This is a genomic window from Lelliottia sp. WB101, assembly GCF_003051885.1.
Lineage (GTDB): Bacteria > Pseudomonadota > Gammaproteobacteria > Enterobacterales > Enterobacteriaceae > Enterobacter > Enterobacter nimipressuralis.
This window is the reverse complement of sequence record NZ_CP028520.1, coordinates 2,528,445-2,543,561: the sequence shown is the minus strand read 5'-3', so window position 1 is coordinate 2,543,561 and position 15,117 is coordinate 2,528,445. Positions and strand designations below refer to the sequence as shown.

Below are 15,117 nucleotides of genomic sequence, written 5' to 3'. Positions count from 1 at the left end.
GATGACGCAGCCTCTGCTTAGCATCGAAAATCTCTCCATCGCATTCACTCAGCAAGGTGAAACGCGCGAAGTGGTGAGCGATTTATCCCTGCAAATCCAGGCGGGAGAGACGCTGGCGCTGGTGGGCGAATCCGGCTCTGGCAAAAGCGTCTCGGCGCTGTCTGTTCTGCGCCTGCTCCCCTCCCCGCCGGTGGTCTATCCGCAAGGCGATATTCTGTTTCACAACCAATCACTGCTTCACGCCGATGAACACACCCTGCGCGGCGTGCGCGGGAACAAAATCGCGATGATTTTCCAGGAGCCGATGGTCTCCCTCAATCCGCTGCATACTCTGGAAAAACAGCTCTACGAGGTGCTATCCCTGCACCGGGGAATGCGCAAAGAGGCCGCACGCGGCGAAATTCTGGACTGCCTTGAGCGTACCGGTATCCGCAACGCCGCCAGACGCCTGACCGATTTCCCCCATCAGCTGTCGGGCGGTGAGCGCCAGCGCGTGATGATTGCGATGGCGCTGCTGACACGCCCGGAGCTGCTGATTGCCGATGAGCCGACGACCGCGCTGGATGTCACCGTGCAGGCGCAAATCCTGCAGCTTTTGCGCGAACTGCGCGAAGAGCTGAATATGAGCCTGCTGTTTATCACTCATAACCTCAGCATCGTGAAGAAACTCGCGGATAACGTGGCGGTGATGCAAAACGGTCGCTGTGTGGAGCAGAACACGGCGACCGCCCTGTTCCACGCGCCGCAGCACCCTTACACACAGCGTTTGCTCGACAGCGAGCCGTCGGGCGATCCCGTCCCGCTGACCGCGGGCAGCAAACCGCTGCTGAACGTCGAAAACCTGGCCGTCGCGTTCCCGGTGCGTAAAGGTATTTTCCGCCGCGTGGTGGCGGAGAATACGGTGCTGAAGAACGTCAGCTTTTCTCTGCGCCCAGGCGAAACGCTGGGGCTGGTGGGGGAATCGGGTTCGGGGAAAAGCACTACCGGTCTGGCGCTGTTACGCCTGATTAATTCTCAGGGGACGATTCTGTTCGACGGCAAACCGCTTCACAGCTGGAACCGTCGCCAGATGTTGCCCGTTCGCCCACGGATGCAGGTGGTGTTTCAGGACCCGAACTCGTCTCTCAATCCGCGGCTGAACGTACTGCAAATCATCGAGGAGGGGTTGCGCGTTCATCAGCCTGCGCTGAGCGCCCGCCAGCGAGAAGAGGAAGTGATTCGGGTGATGCAGGAGGTGGGGCTGGATCCGGAAACGCGCTATCGCTACCCGGCGGCTTTTTCCGGTGGTCAACGCCAGCGCATCGCCATCTCAAGAGCCCTGATCCTGAAACCGGAGCTGATTATTCTGGATGAGCCGACATCGTCCCTGGACCGCACCGTGCAGGCGCAGATTCTGGCGCTATTGAAGGGACTCCAGGAAAAGCATCGCCTGGCCTATATCTTTATCAGCCACGATCTGCAGGTGGTGCGGGCGTTATGCCATCAGGTGATAGTGCTGCGACAGGGAGAGGTGGTCGAGCAAGGGGATTGTCAGCGCGTGTTTGCCGCGCCGACGCATGACTACACGCGTCAGCTGTTAGCGCTGCGCTGACGCTCAGAAAGGATGCTGGCCGGAGAACGGCTCGGCGATCGCGACGCCAAAGTTTTTCAGGCGGCAGGTCGCCGCAAATTCATCCTGGCTGTTCACAAACAGGCAGGGTTCGCCTTCACACTCCAGCACGGAGCTGACGACTTCGATATCGGTCAGTGCCTGGCTCAAACGCTCCATCACCGGCCATGCGTTTTCATCGTCCGGGCTGAGCAATTTCAGCGCCACCAGACAGTTATCGCCCTCTTTTCCACTTTGCGGAATCGGTTCAACTTTCGAACCTGCAAAACCCGCCGACCAGCGATAGCTCTGGGGCAAGCGATGGACTATGGAGAGTTGTAATGTATTCACGTTCTTTCCCCGGAAGCCAAAAAAGCCTTCACAATTTATTTACATTTATAGTAACACATCGTTGCTAACCTGCCGTTATTTTCCTGAAAAACCGTTCACAGCCGTATGTTACGGGCTTTAGCGTCTCATTTTTCAGGGCATTATTTAGTGAGTTACAGGCTCGCTTTGGCGGTATATGTACCCGTTTCTGCGATCTAACTCAACCTTTTTAACTACAACGATGTGACTTTTTACATAAATAGATTTTACATAAAAGAAACAAACAAGGGGTAAACAAACGCAGGTTTGGTTGACGCGTATCAAAAAAAGGGGCCGCATTGGCCCCTTTTTTGTTATCAGCTTGCCGTTTTTCGCGGCCGGCTGGCGTAGAGATAGAAGAGAATGGAGCAGGTCGCGCAAAACGCGATTGACCAAATCATCGGCCAGGCGGTGTTAAAGGTCGCCATGGAGAGCAGCGCCCCGACAATCGCACCAATCCCGAAGCGGAAGGTTCCCGCCAGCGATGACGCCGTCCCCGCCATATGCGGAAACTCATCGAGGATAACGGCCATCGCATTGGATGACACCATTGACACGCAGCCAACAAACGCCGCCACGCCGACCACCAGCGCCCAGAAACCGACGCCAAAGAAGGCGCTGAGCACCATCCAGACAGCCATCACAAACTGGATCCACAGCCCGGCGCGGAACATATTCAGCGCCCCTGCCCGACGAACAAAGCGGCTGTTAATGATGGTCATCACAAACAGGAACACGATGTTCAGGGCGAAGTAGTAGCCAAAATGCTGCGGCGAAACGTGGTTGATCTCGATGTAAACAAACGGCCCGGCGCTCAGGAATGAGAACATCCCCGCAAAGCTGAAGCCGCTCGCCAGCATATAGCTCAGCACACGTTTATGGCGAAACAGTGAGGCGAAGTTGCCGATGGTGGTGCGAATATGAAACTTCTGCCGACGTTCCACCGGCAAGGTTTCGTCAATAAAGAAGAAGATCATCGCCGACGCCAGCAGCGCCGCGATCGCCAGGATCCAGAAGATGGCGTGCCAGCTAAACCACACCAGCACCGCGCCACCGATCATCGGCGCCAGCAGTGGCGCGATGGTAGTGACCAGCATGACGAAGGACATCATGCGCGAGAACTCTTCTTTCGGATAGATATCGCGCATCAGGGCGTTAATCACCACGCTCGCCGCCGCAGCCGCCAGGCCGTGGAAGAATCGCATGATAATCAGATGATCGATGGTCTGCGCCAGCGCACAGGCCACCGCCGCCCCTGCAAACACCAGCGTTCCCCCGAGGATCACCGGCTTGCGGCCAATACTGTCTGCCATCGGGCCGTACAATAACTGCCCGACGGCGAAACCGAGGATATAGGTACTGAGCGTCATTTGCGCGCTGCCTGCCGGAACGCCAAACTGCGCGGAAATCACCGGCAGTGCGGGCAGGTACATATCGATCGACAGCGGCATCAGCATGGCCAGCAGGCCAAGAATAAATACGATGCTAATTGACGAGTGTGGCCTGGTGGTCACAGTTTGCTCCTGAAATTAGCGGGAAGGCATGCCAACGCTGGCAATCTCTTCTTCCGTCAACGGGCGGTATTCACCGGGTTCAAGCTCGGGATCGAGGGCGATTTCACCAATGCGTTCGCGGTGCAGCCCAACCACACGGTTGCCGACGGCGGCGAACATACGCTTCACCTGATGGTAACGGCCTTCGCTGATGGTCAGACGCACTTCGGTCGGGGTGAGCACGTCCAGCAGCGCGGGTTTGGTCAGATCTTTTTCATTATGCAGCTGCACGCCTTTGGTAAACTGCTCGGCGGTATCGTCAGACACCGGTGATTCGAGCGTAACCAGATAGGTTTTTTCGCAGTGATGACGCGGAGACGTAATGCGGTGCGACCACTGGCCGTCGTCGGTCATCAGCACCAGACCGGTGGTATCAATGTCCAGACGCCCCGCCGCATGCAGCTTGTGCGCGACAGGTTCATCCAGGAAATAGAGCACCGTCGGGTGATCCGGGTCATCCGTCGAGCACACGTACCCTTCCGGCTTGTTGAGCATGAAATAGCGCGGGCCATTCTGCTGGGTCAGCGTGTTGCCGTCGTACTCCACCTCATGTTCTGGCTGGAGTTTGAAAGCGCTCTCTTTCACAATATCGCCATCCACGGTAACGCGGCTGGCGCGAATTTCACGCCCGGCAATAGCGCGGCTTACGCCGAGTTGCTGAGCGATAAACTTATCAAGTCGCATGAAATCTTATAGCCTTTATGGTGCTGGAAGTCGGACAACATGTCCGAAAAAGAAGCAGTCAAGAACGGTCCAGTATAGCGGTCTGGTTGCGCCACTCAAGGGAAAAAGTTTCGTGGCATACTATGTGCGTGATAACAAAATAGAGAGCTCATGACTTTTACACTTCGCCCCTATCAGCAGGAAGCCGTTGACGCCACCCTCGCCTGGTTTCGCAAGCACACTGAACCTGCCGCCATCGTCCTGCCCACCGGAGCGGGCAAAAGCCTGGTAATTGCCGAACTGGCACGGCTGGCGCGTGGCCGGGTGCTGGTGCTGGCCCACGTCAAAGAGCTGGTAGCGCAAAACCATGCCAAATACTGTGCTCTGGGTCTTGAGGCCGATATCTTCGCCGCCGGGCTGAAACGCAAAGAGAGCCACGGCAAAGTGGTGTTTGGCAGCGTGCAGTCGGTCGCACGAAACCTGGCGCATTTTCGCAGTGAATTCTCACTATTGATTGTCGACGAGTGTCATCGGATCAGCGATGACGATGAGAGCCAGTATCAACAAATCCTTAATCATCTGAAAACGGTAAACCCGCAGGTTCGCCTGCTGGGGCTGACCGCTACGCCCTTCCGCCTCGGCAAAGGCTGGATCTATCAGTTCCATTATCACGGCATGGTGCGTGGCGACGAAAAAGCCCTGTTCCGCGATTGCATCTATGAGCTGCCCCTGCGTTACATGATTAAGCACGGTTATCTGACGCCGCCCGAGCGGCTGGATATGCCGGTCGTGCAGTATGATTTCAGCCGTTTGCAGGCCCAGAGTAACGGGCTGTTTAGCGAAGCGGATATGAACCAGGAGCTGAAAAAACAGCAGCGCATCACCCCGCATATCATCAGTCAGATTGAAGAGTTCGCCCAGACGCGCAAAGGGGTGATGATTTTCGCGGCCACCGTCGAGCACGCCAGAGAGATAACCGGCCTGCTTCCGGCCGACGACGCGGCGCTGATCACCGGTGAAACGCCAGGACCCGAGCGCGACACGCTGATTAATGCCTTTAAAGCACAGCAGTTCCGCTATCTGGTGAATGTCTCGGTGCTGACCACCGGGTTTGACGCCCCGCACGTGGATCTGATTGCGATTTTGCGCCCGACCGAATCTGTCAGCCTCTATCAGCAGATTGTTGGCCGTGGGCTGCGGCTGTCTCCCGGCAAGACCGACTGTCTGATTCTCGATTACGCCGGGAACCCGCACGATCTCTATTCACCGGAAGTGGGTACGCCAAAAGGCAAAAGCGGGAACGTCCCGGTGCAGGTTTTCTGTCCGGGCTGCGGTTTCGCCAATACCTTCTGGGGGAAAACCACTGCCGACGGAACCCTGATTGAGCATTTTGGCCGCCGCTGTCAGGGCTGGTTTGAGGATGACGACGGTCATCGCGAGCAGTGCGATTACCGTTTTCGCTTTAAAAACTGCCCGCAGTGTAACGCCGAAAATGATATTGCTGCGCGGCGCTGTCGCGAATGTGACACGGTGCTGGTCGATCCCGATGACATGCTGAAAGCCGCGCTGAAGCTGAAAGACGCGCTGGTGCTACGCTGCTCGGGCATGGCGCTGCAACCCGGCGCCGACGAGAAAGGCGAATGGCTGAAAATCACCTATTACGATGAGGACGGGGCGGACGTCAGCGAGCGTTTTCGTCTGCATACGCCCGCCCAGCGCACGGCTTTTGAACAGTTGTTTATTCGCCCGCATACCCGCACGCCAGGCGTGCCATTGCGCTGGATAACGGTCGCCGACATCGTCCATCAGCAGGTATTGTTGCGCCACCCGGATTTTGTCGTCGCGCGCAAAAAAGGCCAGTTCTGGCAGGTGCGCGAGAAGGTCTTCGATTACGAAGGGCGTTTCCGTCGGGCCAATGAATTGCGCGGTTAAGGGCACTTTTGATTGATGTGACGGGCGTTTGAGTATAAAATGCCGCCCGCTTCACATCCGTGAGGCAGAACACTCACCTGCTGCTGGGTCGCCTGTAGCAGGACTTATTTACAGAGAGAAATCAATGTTTACTATCAATGCAGAAGTACGTTCTGTGCAGGGTAAGGGTGCGAGCCGCCGCCTGCGCGCAGCTAACAAATTCCCGGCTATCATCTATGGTGGCGATGCTGCTCCAGTAGCAATCGAGATGGACCAGGACAAAGTCTGGAACCAGCAGACTAAAGAAGGTTTCTACACCGAAGTTCTGACTATCGTTATCGATGGCAAAGAAGAAAAAGTGAAAGTTCAGGCTGTTCAGCGTCACCCGTTCAAGCCAAAACTGTCTCACGTCGACTTCGTTCGCGCTTAATCGCCAACAAGTTGAGAAAAACCCCGCATTGCGGGGTTTTTTTATGGCTGTTATTTACCGCCAGACGTACGGCGTTGCAGCTGGTCGCGCAGGTTCGGCGGTGTACCTTTGATGGTTAAGGTGTCCGTCGCCGGGTCCCAGAAAATGCGCTCGCCCAGCAGCATGGCATCGAAGTTCACCGTTAACCCGCCGCCGCTACCGGCAAATTTGGTGAGCTGACGCAGGGTGCTGCGATCCCCCGGGAAGCTCTCTTCCAGCTCGTAGCCTTTATCCGCCGTAAACTCGTGGAAGCTGACCTCGCTGACGCCAGAAAGCTCTTTCGACAGCGACTCCAGCTCAATCTCTTCGCCCGCCTGCAGCTGTTCGTTGCAGTAGCTGTAAACCTGCTGACGCACGTTCTGACGCTCGGATTTATCGAGCTGCGCTTCTGCGGTGAAATCATCTACGGCTTGCAGCAGCCCTTTGTTCTGCGCTTTCGCGTTCAGACCTTCGCTGGCGCCGAGGAAGTCCATGAAGAAATCGGCGACTTTGCGGCCCACGCGCCCTTTCAGGAACGTCAGATATCGCGTTGATTCCGGGTTGGTTTCCCATTCAGTCAGATCGATTCGCGCCACGATATCGGCGTGGTTGATATCCAGATAATGTGTGGAGCTGATATCCATCTGCTCGTTGACACGCATGCTGCTCAGATTGCTGAGCACCGTGACCAGCAGATACTCCACGGCGAGATAGCGGTACTGACAAAACAGTACGATACCGCCGTCAGCGAACGGATATTTTGCCAGCTCGTCACGCAGACGCCCGGTTGCCGCGCGGCTAAACGCCAGAAAATCCTCTTCGCCCTGGCGTTGCAGACGCAGGCTTTCGGCCAGCTCACTCTCGTCGTTGAACATGCCATAGGCTTTATTTTTAGCGCTGTAGACGCGGTGTAGCTCCGCCATCATTTCCGTAACGGTAGGCGTTGGTTCCAGTAACGAATCGCGAAGCACCAGCTCCAGGGTTTGCTCATCACGCTTGATAAGCTGGTGCAAGGCAATCTGGTTGATATCCAGACTCATGATAAACTCTCCTTTAAGACCGGGCGGTATTCAACCACCACCCACGCATGTGTGCAATAGAAGATAAAAAAGGGGAAAAAAAGCTGTTGCTACGGTAATATGTTGCCCTCTCATCAACAAACTGATTTCGATTTATGCCACAACATTCCCGCTATAGTGATGAACACGTTGAACAACTGCTCAGTGAGCTGGTCAACGTACTTGAAAAACATAAAACGCCGACCGATCTCTCCCTGATGGTTCTGGGAAATATGGTCACCAACCTTATCAATACCAGCGTTGCTCCGGCCCAACGTCAGGCGATCGCAAAATCATTCGCCCACGCGTTGCAGTCCTCCGTCAGCGACGACCAGGCGCATTAAGGGAAACGAACGACAGTCTATGGTGACGAATCGTCAGCGCTACCGTGAAAAAGTCTCCCAGATGGTTAGCTGGGGGCACTGGTTTGCCTTGTTCAACATTCTGTTGGCCATGGTACTCGGCAGCCGTTATCTGTTAGTGGCCGACTGGCCGACGACCTTAACCGGGCGCATTTACTCCTGGATAAGCGTTGTCGGGCACTTTAGCTTTTTGGTCTTCGCCACCTATCTGCTGATTCTGTTCCCTCTGACGTTTATCGTGATGTCGCAGAGGCTGATGCGGTTTTTATCCGCAATTCTTGCCACTGTCGGCATGACCCTGCTGCTGATCGACAGCGAAGTTTTCACCCGTTTTCACCTCCATCTCAATCCCATCGTCTGGGAACTGGTGATCAATCCCGACCAGAACGAAACCGCGCGTGACTGGCAACTGATGTTTATCAGCGTGCCGATTATCCTGCTGATTGAGATGCTGTTTGCCACCTGGAGCTGGCAAAAACTGCGAAGCCTCACTCGCCGTCGCCACTATGCCCAGCCCGTTGCGGCCCTGTTTTTCGTCGCGTTTATCAGTTCCCATATTATGTACATCTGGGCGGATGCGAACTTCTATCGCCCGATTACTATGCAGCGCGCCAACCTGCCGCTCTCCTATCCGATGACGGCACGCCGCTTCCTGGAGAAACACGGCCTGCTGGATGCGCAGGAATATCAGCGCCGTCTGGTGGAGCAAGGTAATCCGGAAGCCGTGTCGGTCCAGTATCCGCTGAGCGAGTTACGTTATCGCGATATGGGTCAGGGCCAGAACGTTCTGCTTATTACCGTCGACGGTCTGAACTACTCCCGTTACGAGAAGCAGATGCCTGCGCTTGCACAGTTTGCCGAGCAGAACATTAACTTCACCCAGCATATGAGCTCGGGAAATAACACCGACGCCGGTATTTTTGGTCTGTTCTACGGTATCTCCGCAGGCTATATGGACGGCGTGCTTTCCGCCCGAACGCCTGCGGCGCTGATTACCTCCCTGAATCAACAGGGTTACCAGCTGGGACTGTTCTCCTCTGACGGTTTCAGCAGCCCGCTCTATCGCCAGGCACTGCTGTCTGATTTCTCACTGCCGCCGGCGCAAAATCAGACTGACGAACAGACTGCCGGTCAGTGGGTAAACTGGCTCAATCGTTACGCGCAAGAAGATAACCGCTGGTTCTCATGGGTGGCCTTTAACGGCACTAACCTTGATGACAGCAATCAAAAAGGCTTTGTCCGCCGCTACAGCCGCGCGGCCGGCAATGTCGACGATCAGATTGCGCGCGTGATTAACGCCCTGCGCGAATCCGGCAAGCTGGACAATACCGTGGTGATTATCACTGCGGGCCACGGCGTGCCGCTGGGCGATGAAGCGACGGACATGAACTGGTCGCGCCCTAACCTGCACGTTCCGCTGGTCGTACACTGGCCGGGCACACCGGCGCAGCGCATCAATATGCTGACAGATCACAAAGATGTGATGACCACGCTGATGCAACGTCTGCTGCACGTCAGCACACCGGCGAATGAGTATTCTCAGGGTCAGGATCTGTTCAGCGCTACGCGTCGCCATAACTGGGTGACGGCAGCGAGCAACAACACCCTGGCAGTGACTACGCCAGCACTGACGCTGGTGCTCAACAGCAACGGCAATTACCAGACGTATAACCTGCAGGGTGAGAAGATCCACGACCAAAAACCGCAGCTGAGCCTGTTGCTACAGGTGCTCACTGATGAGAAACGGTTTATCGCTAACTGATTAATTTTAAATCAGTTAGCGTGGAACACTCTTGCATTCAGAATGCAAACAGGTAGTATCTTTTTCATACGTCGGCACGTAGCGCAGCCTGGTAGCGCATCGTCATGGGGTGGCGAGGGTCGAGAGTTCAAATCTCTCCGTGCCGACCAAAATAGTAAAAAAACCAACCTTTTACGGTTGGTTTTTTTATGCCTGAACATCCGGACTGCTTGACTCTGAAGAGCGTAACCGCGAAGATGCTGTATATAAAAACAGTTATCATGAGGCAGTTATGTTTGTTGAACTCGTTTATGACAAGCGCAACGTTGCAGGTTTACCGGGCGCCAGTGACATCATCCTGAATGAATTAACAAAACGCGTGCACCGGATCTTCCCGGAGGCAGTGGTGAAAGTGAAACCTATGCAGGCGAACGGTTTGAACAGCGATGCCAGCAAAAGCGATCGCGAGAAACTCAACCGCATGCTGGAAGAGATGTTTGAAGAAGCGGATATGTGGATGGTTTCTGAGTAACCCCCCTGCACTTCTTTCTTACGACTATGACCCCTGGCGACTCATCCCAGGGGTCATTAAACAATGCTCACCATTCGTATAGTTGTTTTATGTCGCAGTGTGAGCATGTGATTGCGCGTTTCACAGCTTCTGCGATAATTACTTAAAAACGCCGGGCACCATCATGAATCCCAAAGCTGCCATGCCAATCCACACACTGACGCGTTTTAAACCGCACGCGCAGATTGACCGATTGATCCATCGCTTTCTTCCTCACGCACAGCTTAAACAATTTTCCGCACACCGTATCCTGCATCTTGATAGCCAGGGTGAGCGTCTGTGCTTAATTCTCCTCGAAGGGCTGGTGGATATTTCTCGTATTGATAACGGAACGCTAAAAGGAACGCTGAAAGCGCCCTTTGTGGCCGGAATATCACATCCTGAATATATGGGGAATGCGTTCCGATTGATGAGCGTCACCGCGGTGAATGTCGCTATTTTGCCTTACAAAACCGCCATGACGATCATTAAAGAGCAGAAAATGTGGGAAGATTACAGTAACTATCTTCTCTACATTATGGGCCTGCACTCCGCCTTGAGTCATTACAGTATAGGGCTACGCTCACGGGAGATTATCCGTGACTGTCTGGTTGACTTAATGAACGAAAGTGAGCAATACCGGCTGAAAACAAACTCATGCAAATATATTATGGAAAAAACAGGGCTTTCCCGCAGTGGCGTAATGAGTATTCTGGCTGAAATGAAAAGCGAAAATATCATCGGTATTCAGCGAGGTGTATTGACGTTTATTAACGACACCCCTCGTTAGCCCTTATTTATTGTTTTCTGTCATTAAAAAGGCCATCAATCGATGGCCTTTTAATTTACATTGATTCCCGTTACATATGGAAGCCACCGCCCGCACCCACATGCCCGCCAAAGGCGTGGTCATGCGCATTGTCCGCACCGGTTCCGGTTCCATGTTCGGATTGGGAAGAAGCCGTATTACGGTTATTACCGCCTTTCTTCGCATGCTGGAAAGCACTGTGGAACGGGATACTTACCTGAGTGGATGGGGTCAGCGTCGAAGCCTTAACCACACTTTTATGGCCTGCCGTATCCGTAATCTGGACCTGAGTATCTGGTTTCAGGGTATTTGCCGCGACGTTAATGGTTGCGCCAGTGTTTGGGCGCGTCGACGGACCAGAATAGCTGATTACACGCGCTGGTTCCGAATAGGTGGCCGTTCCGGAGCGTTTTACACCGTAATTCGACAGCTCCGCTTCGTGCTGTGCCATCTCCGCTTTCGCCACCGCTGCCGCCTGCTGATCCGCGACACTGCTGTCCAGATGCGTCGCAGGCCCAATCTGATGCGTTGGATAACCCGCAGGATTAGACTCTTTAATGATGCCCGGTGCCATTACCCAGCCCTTGCTGTGGCTGGCAGTGGCAGACGGAGAATTTAAACGCGCTTCAGCGATTTTCGCATCACGTTCAGCATTGGCCTGCGCTTTCTCCGCAGCATCTTTTTGGTTCTGCGCTTCTTGCTCTGCTGCGCGCTGATCGGCATAAGCCTCCGCGCGCATTTGGCCCGCAACATTCATCAGATCACGATCGTCTTGCATTGTAGTGTGAGTCACACTGTGGTTATTGTGAATAACCTGATCGTGGGCTGACTCCACGGCATGCTCAGCTTGAGCGACTTCAGCCTTCGCCTCATCAACTGTCATCGCATGAGCTGAAACAGAAAAAGAATACAGGACCACCAGAGAAATAATTGTTTTTTTCATCACATCACTCACTAAATTTATTCAACAGTAAACCCCGCCTTTAATTAGCGTTACGGGTTTATGATTATTTTCGAAGCCAGAAATGTTTACATTTAATCTTTTACGAAACAGAATTAAATTTGTGTGACAAAGGCTATAGATATTAATAAAGGAAAGCAATTATGCACTCTAATACAATCAATGAAAGTTTTTTATAGGATTGACTTTATTTAATGTATACATAATACGTGTTAATTAATGATATTTTTGACATGCATGAGGTTAACGCAAACGTAACGTTTTAACATTTTCAGAACGATTCAGGCATAAAAAAACCAACCCGAAGGTTGGCTTATTTATCATGGGCGATTATTCAATGCTTATCAGGGCCACCGAGGAAAAAGATCCCCAGCGGAATCGCCAGTAAAATGGTGAAGACCATGCTGTAAACAAAAATCATCGCGGATTGCAGGACGTACATACTGGTCGTCCACTGTGAGAGCGGAATATTGTACTGCTCAATCACACCGACGATTGTTGCCCGTCCGACGCCTGCGGCGGCAATCAGAAACACCACAAACAGCGCCAGTAAAAACTTCCTGCCTTCGGGGTTTTAAGCTTTGCGCGGACCATGTCTCTCTTTCCTTTACAGATGAATAACATTATTTAGCGCTAACCCTAACACGATCTCCCCTTTCATTCCATATCAGCATTTATCTCTGCCATACAACAACAAAAGCAGTGTGATCAACCGAGTGAAATCAAAATATAGGTAAATCCCACCAGGCAGCCGTCTGCACTATGCTAATCTTGCATCGATTGTTTGACATAAAAGGAATGACTGTGAAAAACACACCTAAATTTGCCATCGCCCTTCTGGCTGCTGCCTGCATGAGCACCAGCGCCTTCGCAAGCGAAACGCCGAAAGCGCAGCCTCTGGAAAAGATTGCGCCGTACCCGCAGGCGGAAAAAGGCATGAAGCGTCAGGTTATCCAGCTCCCGGCTCAGGAAGATGAGTCCGCGTTTAAAGTTGAGCTGCTGATTGGACAGAACCTGGAAGTGGACTGCAATCGTCATCGCCTTGGCGGCAAACTGGAAAGCAAAACCCTGGAAGGCTGGGGCTACGACTATTACGTCTTCGATAACGTGACGTCGCCGGTTTCTACAATGATGGCCTGCCCGGACGGGAAAAAAACGCAGCAGTTCGTGACAGCGTATCTCGGCGATAACAGCCTGCTGCGCTACAACAGCAAATTACCGATTGTGGTTTACACGCCCGAGAATATCGACGTGAAATACCGCGTCTGGAAAGCCGACGAGAAAGTCGAAAACGCAGTCGTGCGTTAAAAAAAAGCCGGGTAGTGATACCCGGCTTTTTTGTCCTTCATAGTATTTACAGCGCGATATCCGCGACCGGTTTAGATTCCGGCTGTGGTTTTGCCTGCGGTTGCGCCTGCGGTGCCACATCTGCTGCCTGCGGTTTTTCGTATTTGAGCTGGAGAACACCGCTGGTGTATTCCAGCTCTTGTTCCGTCGCTGCCACGTTACCGTTCAGTTTGGTGCCATAAGACGGAATAATGTTTTTCAGCTTCGCCTGCCATTCCGGGCTGGCGACTTTATCTTTAAACACTTTTTCCATCAGATGCAGCATGATCGGTGCCGCAGTGGATGCTCCAGGCGATGCGCCCAGCAGCGCGGCAATGGTCCCGTCTTTGTCGCTCACCACTTCCGTACCCAGACGCAGAACGCCGCCCTCTTTCGGATCGCGCTTGATGATCTGCACGCGCTGACCCGCCTGCCATAAACGCCAGTCGGCTTTTTTCGCCTGCGGGTAGTACTCTTGCAGGGCAGCAAAACGGTCATCATCGGAGAGCATCACCTGGCTAATCAGGTATTTCACCAGATCGAAGTTATCCAGGCCCACATCCACCATCGGCATAAAGTTCGAGGTGGTGGTGGAACTCAGCAGATCCCACAGGGAGCCGTTTTTCAGGAATTTCGTGGAGAAGGTCGCAAACGGCCCAAACAGCACCACGCGTTTGCCGTCCAGAATACGGGTATCGATGTGAGGAACAGACATCGGTGGAGCGCCAACGGAGGCCTGACCATACACTTTCGCCAGATGACGGTTCACCACTTCCGGGTTATCAGAGACCAGGAACTGGCCGCCAACCGGGAAGCCCGCGTAGTCGTCGGCTTCCGGAATACCGGACTCCTGCAACAGTTTCAGCGCAGCACCACCGGCCCCGATAAAGACGAACTTCGCCTTGATCACGTGCTCGGCTTCATTGTTTTTCAGATCGGCAACGGTCACGCTCCAGCTGTTATCCGCGTTACGCTTAAAGCCGCGCACTTCGGTGCTGACCTGCAGTTTGAAGTTGTCTTTCTTCTGCAATGCGCCCACCAGCTGACGGGTAATTTCGCCGTAGTTTACGTCGGTCCCGATTTCAGTACGGGTCGCGGCCACTTTCTGGTTCGGGTCACGCCCTTCCATCACCAGCGGCGCCCACTCTTTAATCTGCGCATGATCTTCGGAATATTTCATGCCACGGAACAGGCTGCTCTGCTGCAACGCGGCGTAGCGCGCGCGCAGGAAGTTGACGTTGTCGTCGCCCCACACAAAGCTCATGTGCGGAACGGTATTGATAAAGGAGTGCGGGTCGTGCATCACGCCGCTGTTCACCTGATGTGACCAGAACTGACGGGAGATCTGGAAGGCTTCGTTGATCTCAACCGCCTTCTCGATACTAATGGAACCGTCCTTTTTCTGCGGCGTATAGTTCAGTTCCATGAGTGCCGAGTGGCCCGTACCGGCGTTGTTCCAGCCGTTCGAACTCTCCTGCGCCACGCCGTCGAGGCGTTCAACCATGGTCATCGACCAGTCTGGCTGTAATTCCTGTAAATAGGTGCCCAGCGTGGCGCTCATAATGCCGCCGCCAATTAAAAGGACGTCCGTTTCCTGCTCTTTAGGCGTATCCGCTTTCGCCGCCATTGAGATGGCGCTCAGCCCTACGGCCATAGAAAAGAGCATGGCAGTCATTTTTTTCATCATTTATGCCTTACTTGTAGTCGTGCTTTTTACGTGGAAATTGCAGGTGAAATAAGCTGCGGGGGAACGTTAACAATTTTTAAACATTGTTTAAA

The 15,117-nt window shown here is 53.7% G+C and carries 14 protein-coding genes, 1 tRNA gene and 1 pseudogene; 9 read left to right on the top strand and 7 right to left on the bottom strand.

The window, feature by feature from the left end:
• The first annotated feature begins 1 nt into the window (after window position 1).
• Complete coding sequence (yejF, locus tag DAI21_RS12210; protein WP_107703211.1) at window positions 2-1,591, top strand: microcin C ABC transporter ATP-binding protein YejF; 1,590 nt, start codon at window positions 2-4, stop codon at window positions 1,589-1,591.
• A 3-nt stretch (window positions 1,592-1,594) separates the two neighbouring features.
• Here yejF and DAI21_RS12205 read toward each other — a convergent pair whose 3' ends face one another.
• The 3 genes from DAI21_RS12205 to rsuA all read right to left on the bottom strand — a co-directional run bounded on the left by DAI21_RS12205 (window position 1,595) and on the right by rsuA (window position 4,194).
• Window positions 1,595-1,939 (bottom strand): YejG family protein, encoded by a 345-nt coding sequence (locus tag DAI21_RS12205; RefSeq protein WP_100779500.1) that lies wholly within the window; start codon window positions 1,937-1,939, stop codon window positions 1,595-1,597.
• Window positions 1,940-2,274: 335 nt separating this feature from the next.
• Window positions 2,275-3,471, bottom strand: a complete 1,197-nt coding sequence (locus DAI21_RS12200) for a Bcr/CflA family multidrug efflux MFS transporter (RefSeq protein ID WP_100779499.1) — start codon at window positions 3,469-3,471, stop codon at window positions 2,275-2,277.
• A gap of 15 nt (window positions 3,472-3,486) precedes the next feature.
• Window positions 3,487-4,194, bottom strand: coding sequence for a 16S rRNA pseudouridine(516) synthase RsuA (gene rsuA / locus DAI21_RS12195; RefSeq protein WP_107703210.1), 708 nt, complete (start codon window positions 4,192-4,194; stop codon window positions 3,487-3,489).
• A 150-nt stretch (window positions 4,195-4,344) separates the two neighbouring features.
• Here rsuA and DAI21_RS12190 point away from each other — a divergent pair, with 150 nt between their 5' ends.
• Entirely contained in the window at window positions 4,345-6,105 is a 1,761-nt protein-coding gene (locus DAI21_RS12190; RefSeq protein ID WP_107703209.1) for a DEAD/DEAH box helicase, read from the top strand.
• 124 nt (window positions 6,106-6,229) lie between these two features.
• Entirely contained in the window at window positions 6,230-6,514 is a 285-nt protein-coding gene (rplY, locus tag DAI21_RS12185; RefSeq protein WP_100779496.1) for a 50S ribosomal protein L25, read from the top strand.
• 50 nt (window positions 6,515-6,564) lie between these two features.
• Here the strand turns inward: rplY and yejK are convergent, their stop codons facing one another.
• Window positions 6,565-7,572 (bottom strand): nucleoid-associated protein YejK, encoded by a 1,008-nt coding sequence (yejK, locus tag DAI21_RS12180; protein ID WP_107703208.1) that lies wholly within the window; start codon window positions 7,570-7,572, stop codon window positions 6,565-6,567.
• Between the two features lie 134 nt (window positions 7,573-7,706).
• Between yejK and DAI21_RS12175 the strand changes: the two genes are divergently transcribed.
• The 5 genes from DAI21_RS12175 to DAI21_RS12155 all read left to right on the top strand — a co-directional run bounded on the left by DAI21_RS12175 (window position 7,707) and on the right by DAI21_RS12155 (window position 11,033).
• Complete coding sequence (locus DAI21_RS12175; RefSeq protein ID WP_100779494.1) at window positions 7,707-7,934, top strand: YejL family protein; 228 nt, start codon at window positions 7,707-7,709, stop codon at window positions 7,932-7,934.
• A gap of 19 nt (window positions 7,935-7,953) precedes the next feature.
• Window positions 7,954-9,714 carry an LPS biosynthesis-modulating metalloenzyme YejM gene (yejM, locus tag DAI21_RS12170; RefSeq protein WP_107703207.1) on the top strand — a complete coding sequence of 587 codons (1,761 nt, stop codon included), beginning with the start codon at window positions 7,954-7,956 and terminating at the stop codon, window positions 9,712-9,714.
• 72 nt (window positions 9,715-9,786) lie between these two features.
• Window positions 9,787-9,863: transfer RNA gene (locus DAI21_RS12165), tRNA-Pro, on the top strand.
• Between the two features lie 122 nt (window positions 9,864-9,985).
• On the top strand, window positions 9,986-10,225 hold the full coding sequence (locus DAI21_RS12160; RefSeq protein WP_100779492.1) for a DinI family protein: 240 nt from the start codon (window positions 9,986-9,988) through the stop codon (window positions 10,223-10,225).
• 163 nt (window positions 10,226-10,388) lie between these two features.
• Window positions 10,389-11,033 carry a helix-turn-helix domain-containing protein gene (locus DAI21_RS12155; protein WP_107703206.1) on the top strand — a complete coding sequence of 215 codons (645 nt, stop codon included), beginning with the start codon at window positions 10,389-10,391 and terminating at the stop codon, window positions 11,031-11,033.
• 70 nt (window positions 11,034-11,103) lie between these two features.
• Here the strand turns inward: DAI21_RS12155 and DAI21_RS12150 are convergent, their stop codons facing one another.
• Window positions 11,104-12,006: a hypothetical protein gene (locus DAI21_RS12150; RefSeq protein ID WP_107703205.1), complete on the bottom strand. Its 903-nt coding sequence runs from the start codon at window positions 12,004-12,006 to the stop codon at window positions 11,104-11,106.
• Window positions 12,007-12,346: 340 nt separating this feature from the next.
• Window positions 12,347-12,606 (bottom strand): annotated as a pseudogene (locus DAI21_RS12145) (DUF2534 family protein).
• A gap of 204 nt (window positions 12,607-12,810) precedes the next feature.
• Between DAI21_RS12145 and eco the strand changes: the two are divergent.
• Window positions 12,811-13,320 (top strand): serine protease inhibitor ecotin, encoded by a 510-nt coding sequence (eco, locus tag DAI21_RS12140; RefSeq protein WP_100779488.1) that lies wholly within the window; start codon window positions 12,811-12,813, stop codon window positions 13,318-13,320.
• 46 nt (window positions 13,321-13,366) lie between these two features.
• Here the strand turns inward: eco and mqo are convergent, their stop codons facing one another.
• Window positions 13,367-15,022 carry a malate dehydrogenase (quinone) gene (mqo, locus tag DAI21_RS12135; RefSeq protein WP_102104882.1) on the bottom strand — a complete coding sequence of 552 codons (1,656 nt, stop codon included), beginning with the start codon at window positions 15,020-15,022 and terminating at the stop codon, window positions 13,367-13,369.
• Window positions 15,023-15,117: the final 95 nt, after the last annotated feature.

Bases quoted from the DNA above. Each gene is read 5' to 3' on its own strand.
- DAI21_RS12160 (WP_100779492.1), top strand. From the start codon at position 9,986: ATGTTTGTTGAACTCGTTTATGACAAGCGCAACGTTGCAGGTTTACCG.
- rsuA (WP_107703210.1), bottom strand. From the start codon at position 4,194: ATGCGACTTGATAAGTTTATCGCTCAGCAACTCGGCGTAAGCCGCGCT.
- yejF (WP_107703211.1), top strand. From the start codon at position 2: ATGACGCAGCCTCTGCTTAGCATCGAAAATCTCTCCATCGCATTCACT.
- yejM (WP_107703207.1), top strand. From the start codon at position 7,954: ATGGTGACGAATCGTCAGCGCTACCGTGAAAAAGTCTCCCAGATGGTT.
- mqo (WP_102104882.1), bottom strand. From the start codon at position 15,022: ATGAAAAAAATGACTGCCATGCTCTTTTCTATGGCCGTAGGGCTGAGC.
- DAI21_RS12155 (WP_107703206.1), top strand. From the start codon at position 10,389: ATGAATCCCAAAGCTGCCATGCCAATCCACACACTGACGCGTTTTAAA.
- DAI21_RS12190 (WP_107703209.1), top strand. From the start codon at position 4,345: ATGACTTTTACACTTCGCCCCTATCAGCAGGAAGCCGTTGACGCCACC.
- DAI21_RS12175 (WP_100779494.1), top strand. From the start codon at position 7,707: ATGCCACAACATTCCCGCTATAGTGATGAACACGTTGAACAACTGCTC.
- yejK (WP_107703208.1), bottom strand. From the start codon at position 7,572: ATGAGTCTGGATATCAACCAGATTGCCTTGCACCAGCTTATCAAGCGT.
- eco (WP_100779488.1), top strand. From the start codon at position 12,811: ATGACTGTGAAAAACACACCTAAATTTGCCATCGCCCTTCTGGCTGCT.
- rplY (WP_100779496.1), top strand. From the start codon at position 6,230: ATGTTTACTATCAATGCAGAAGTACGTTCTGTGCAGGGTAAGGGTGCG.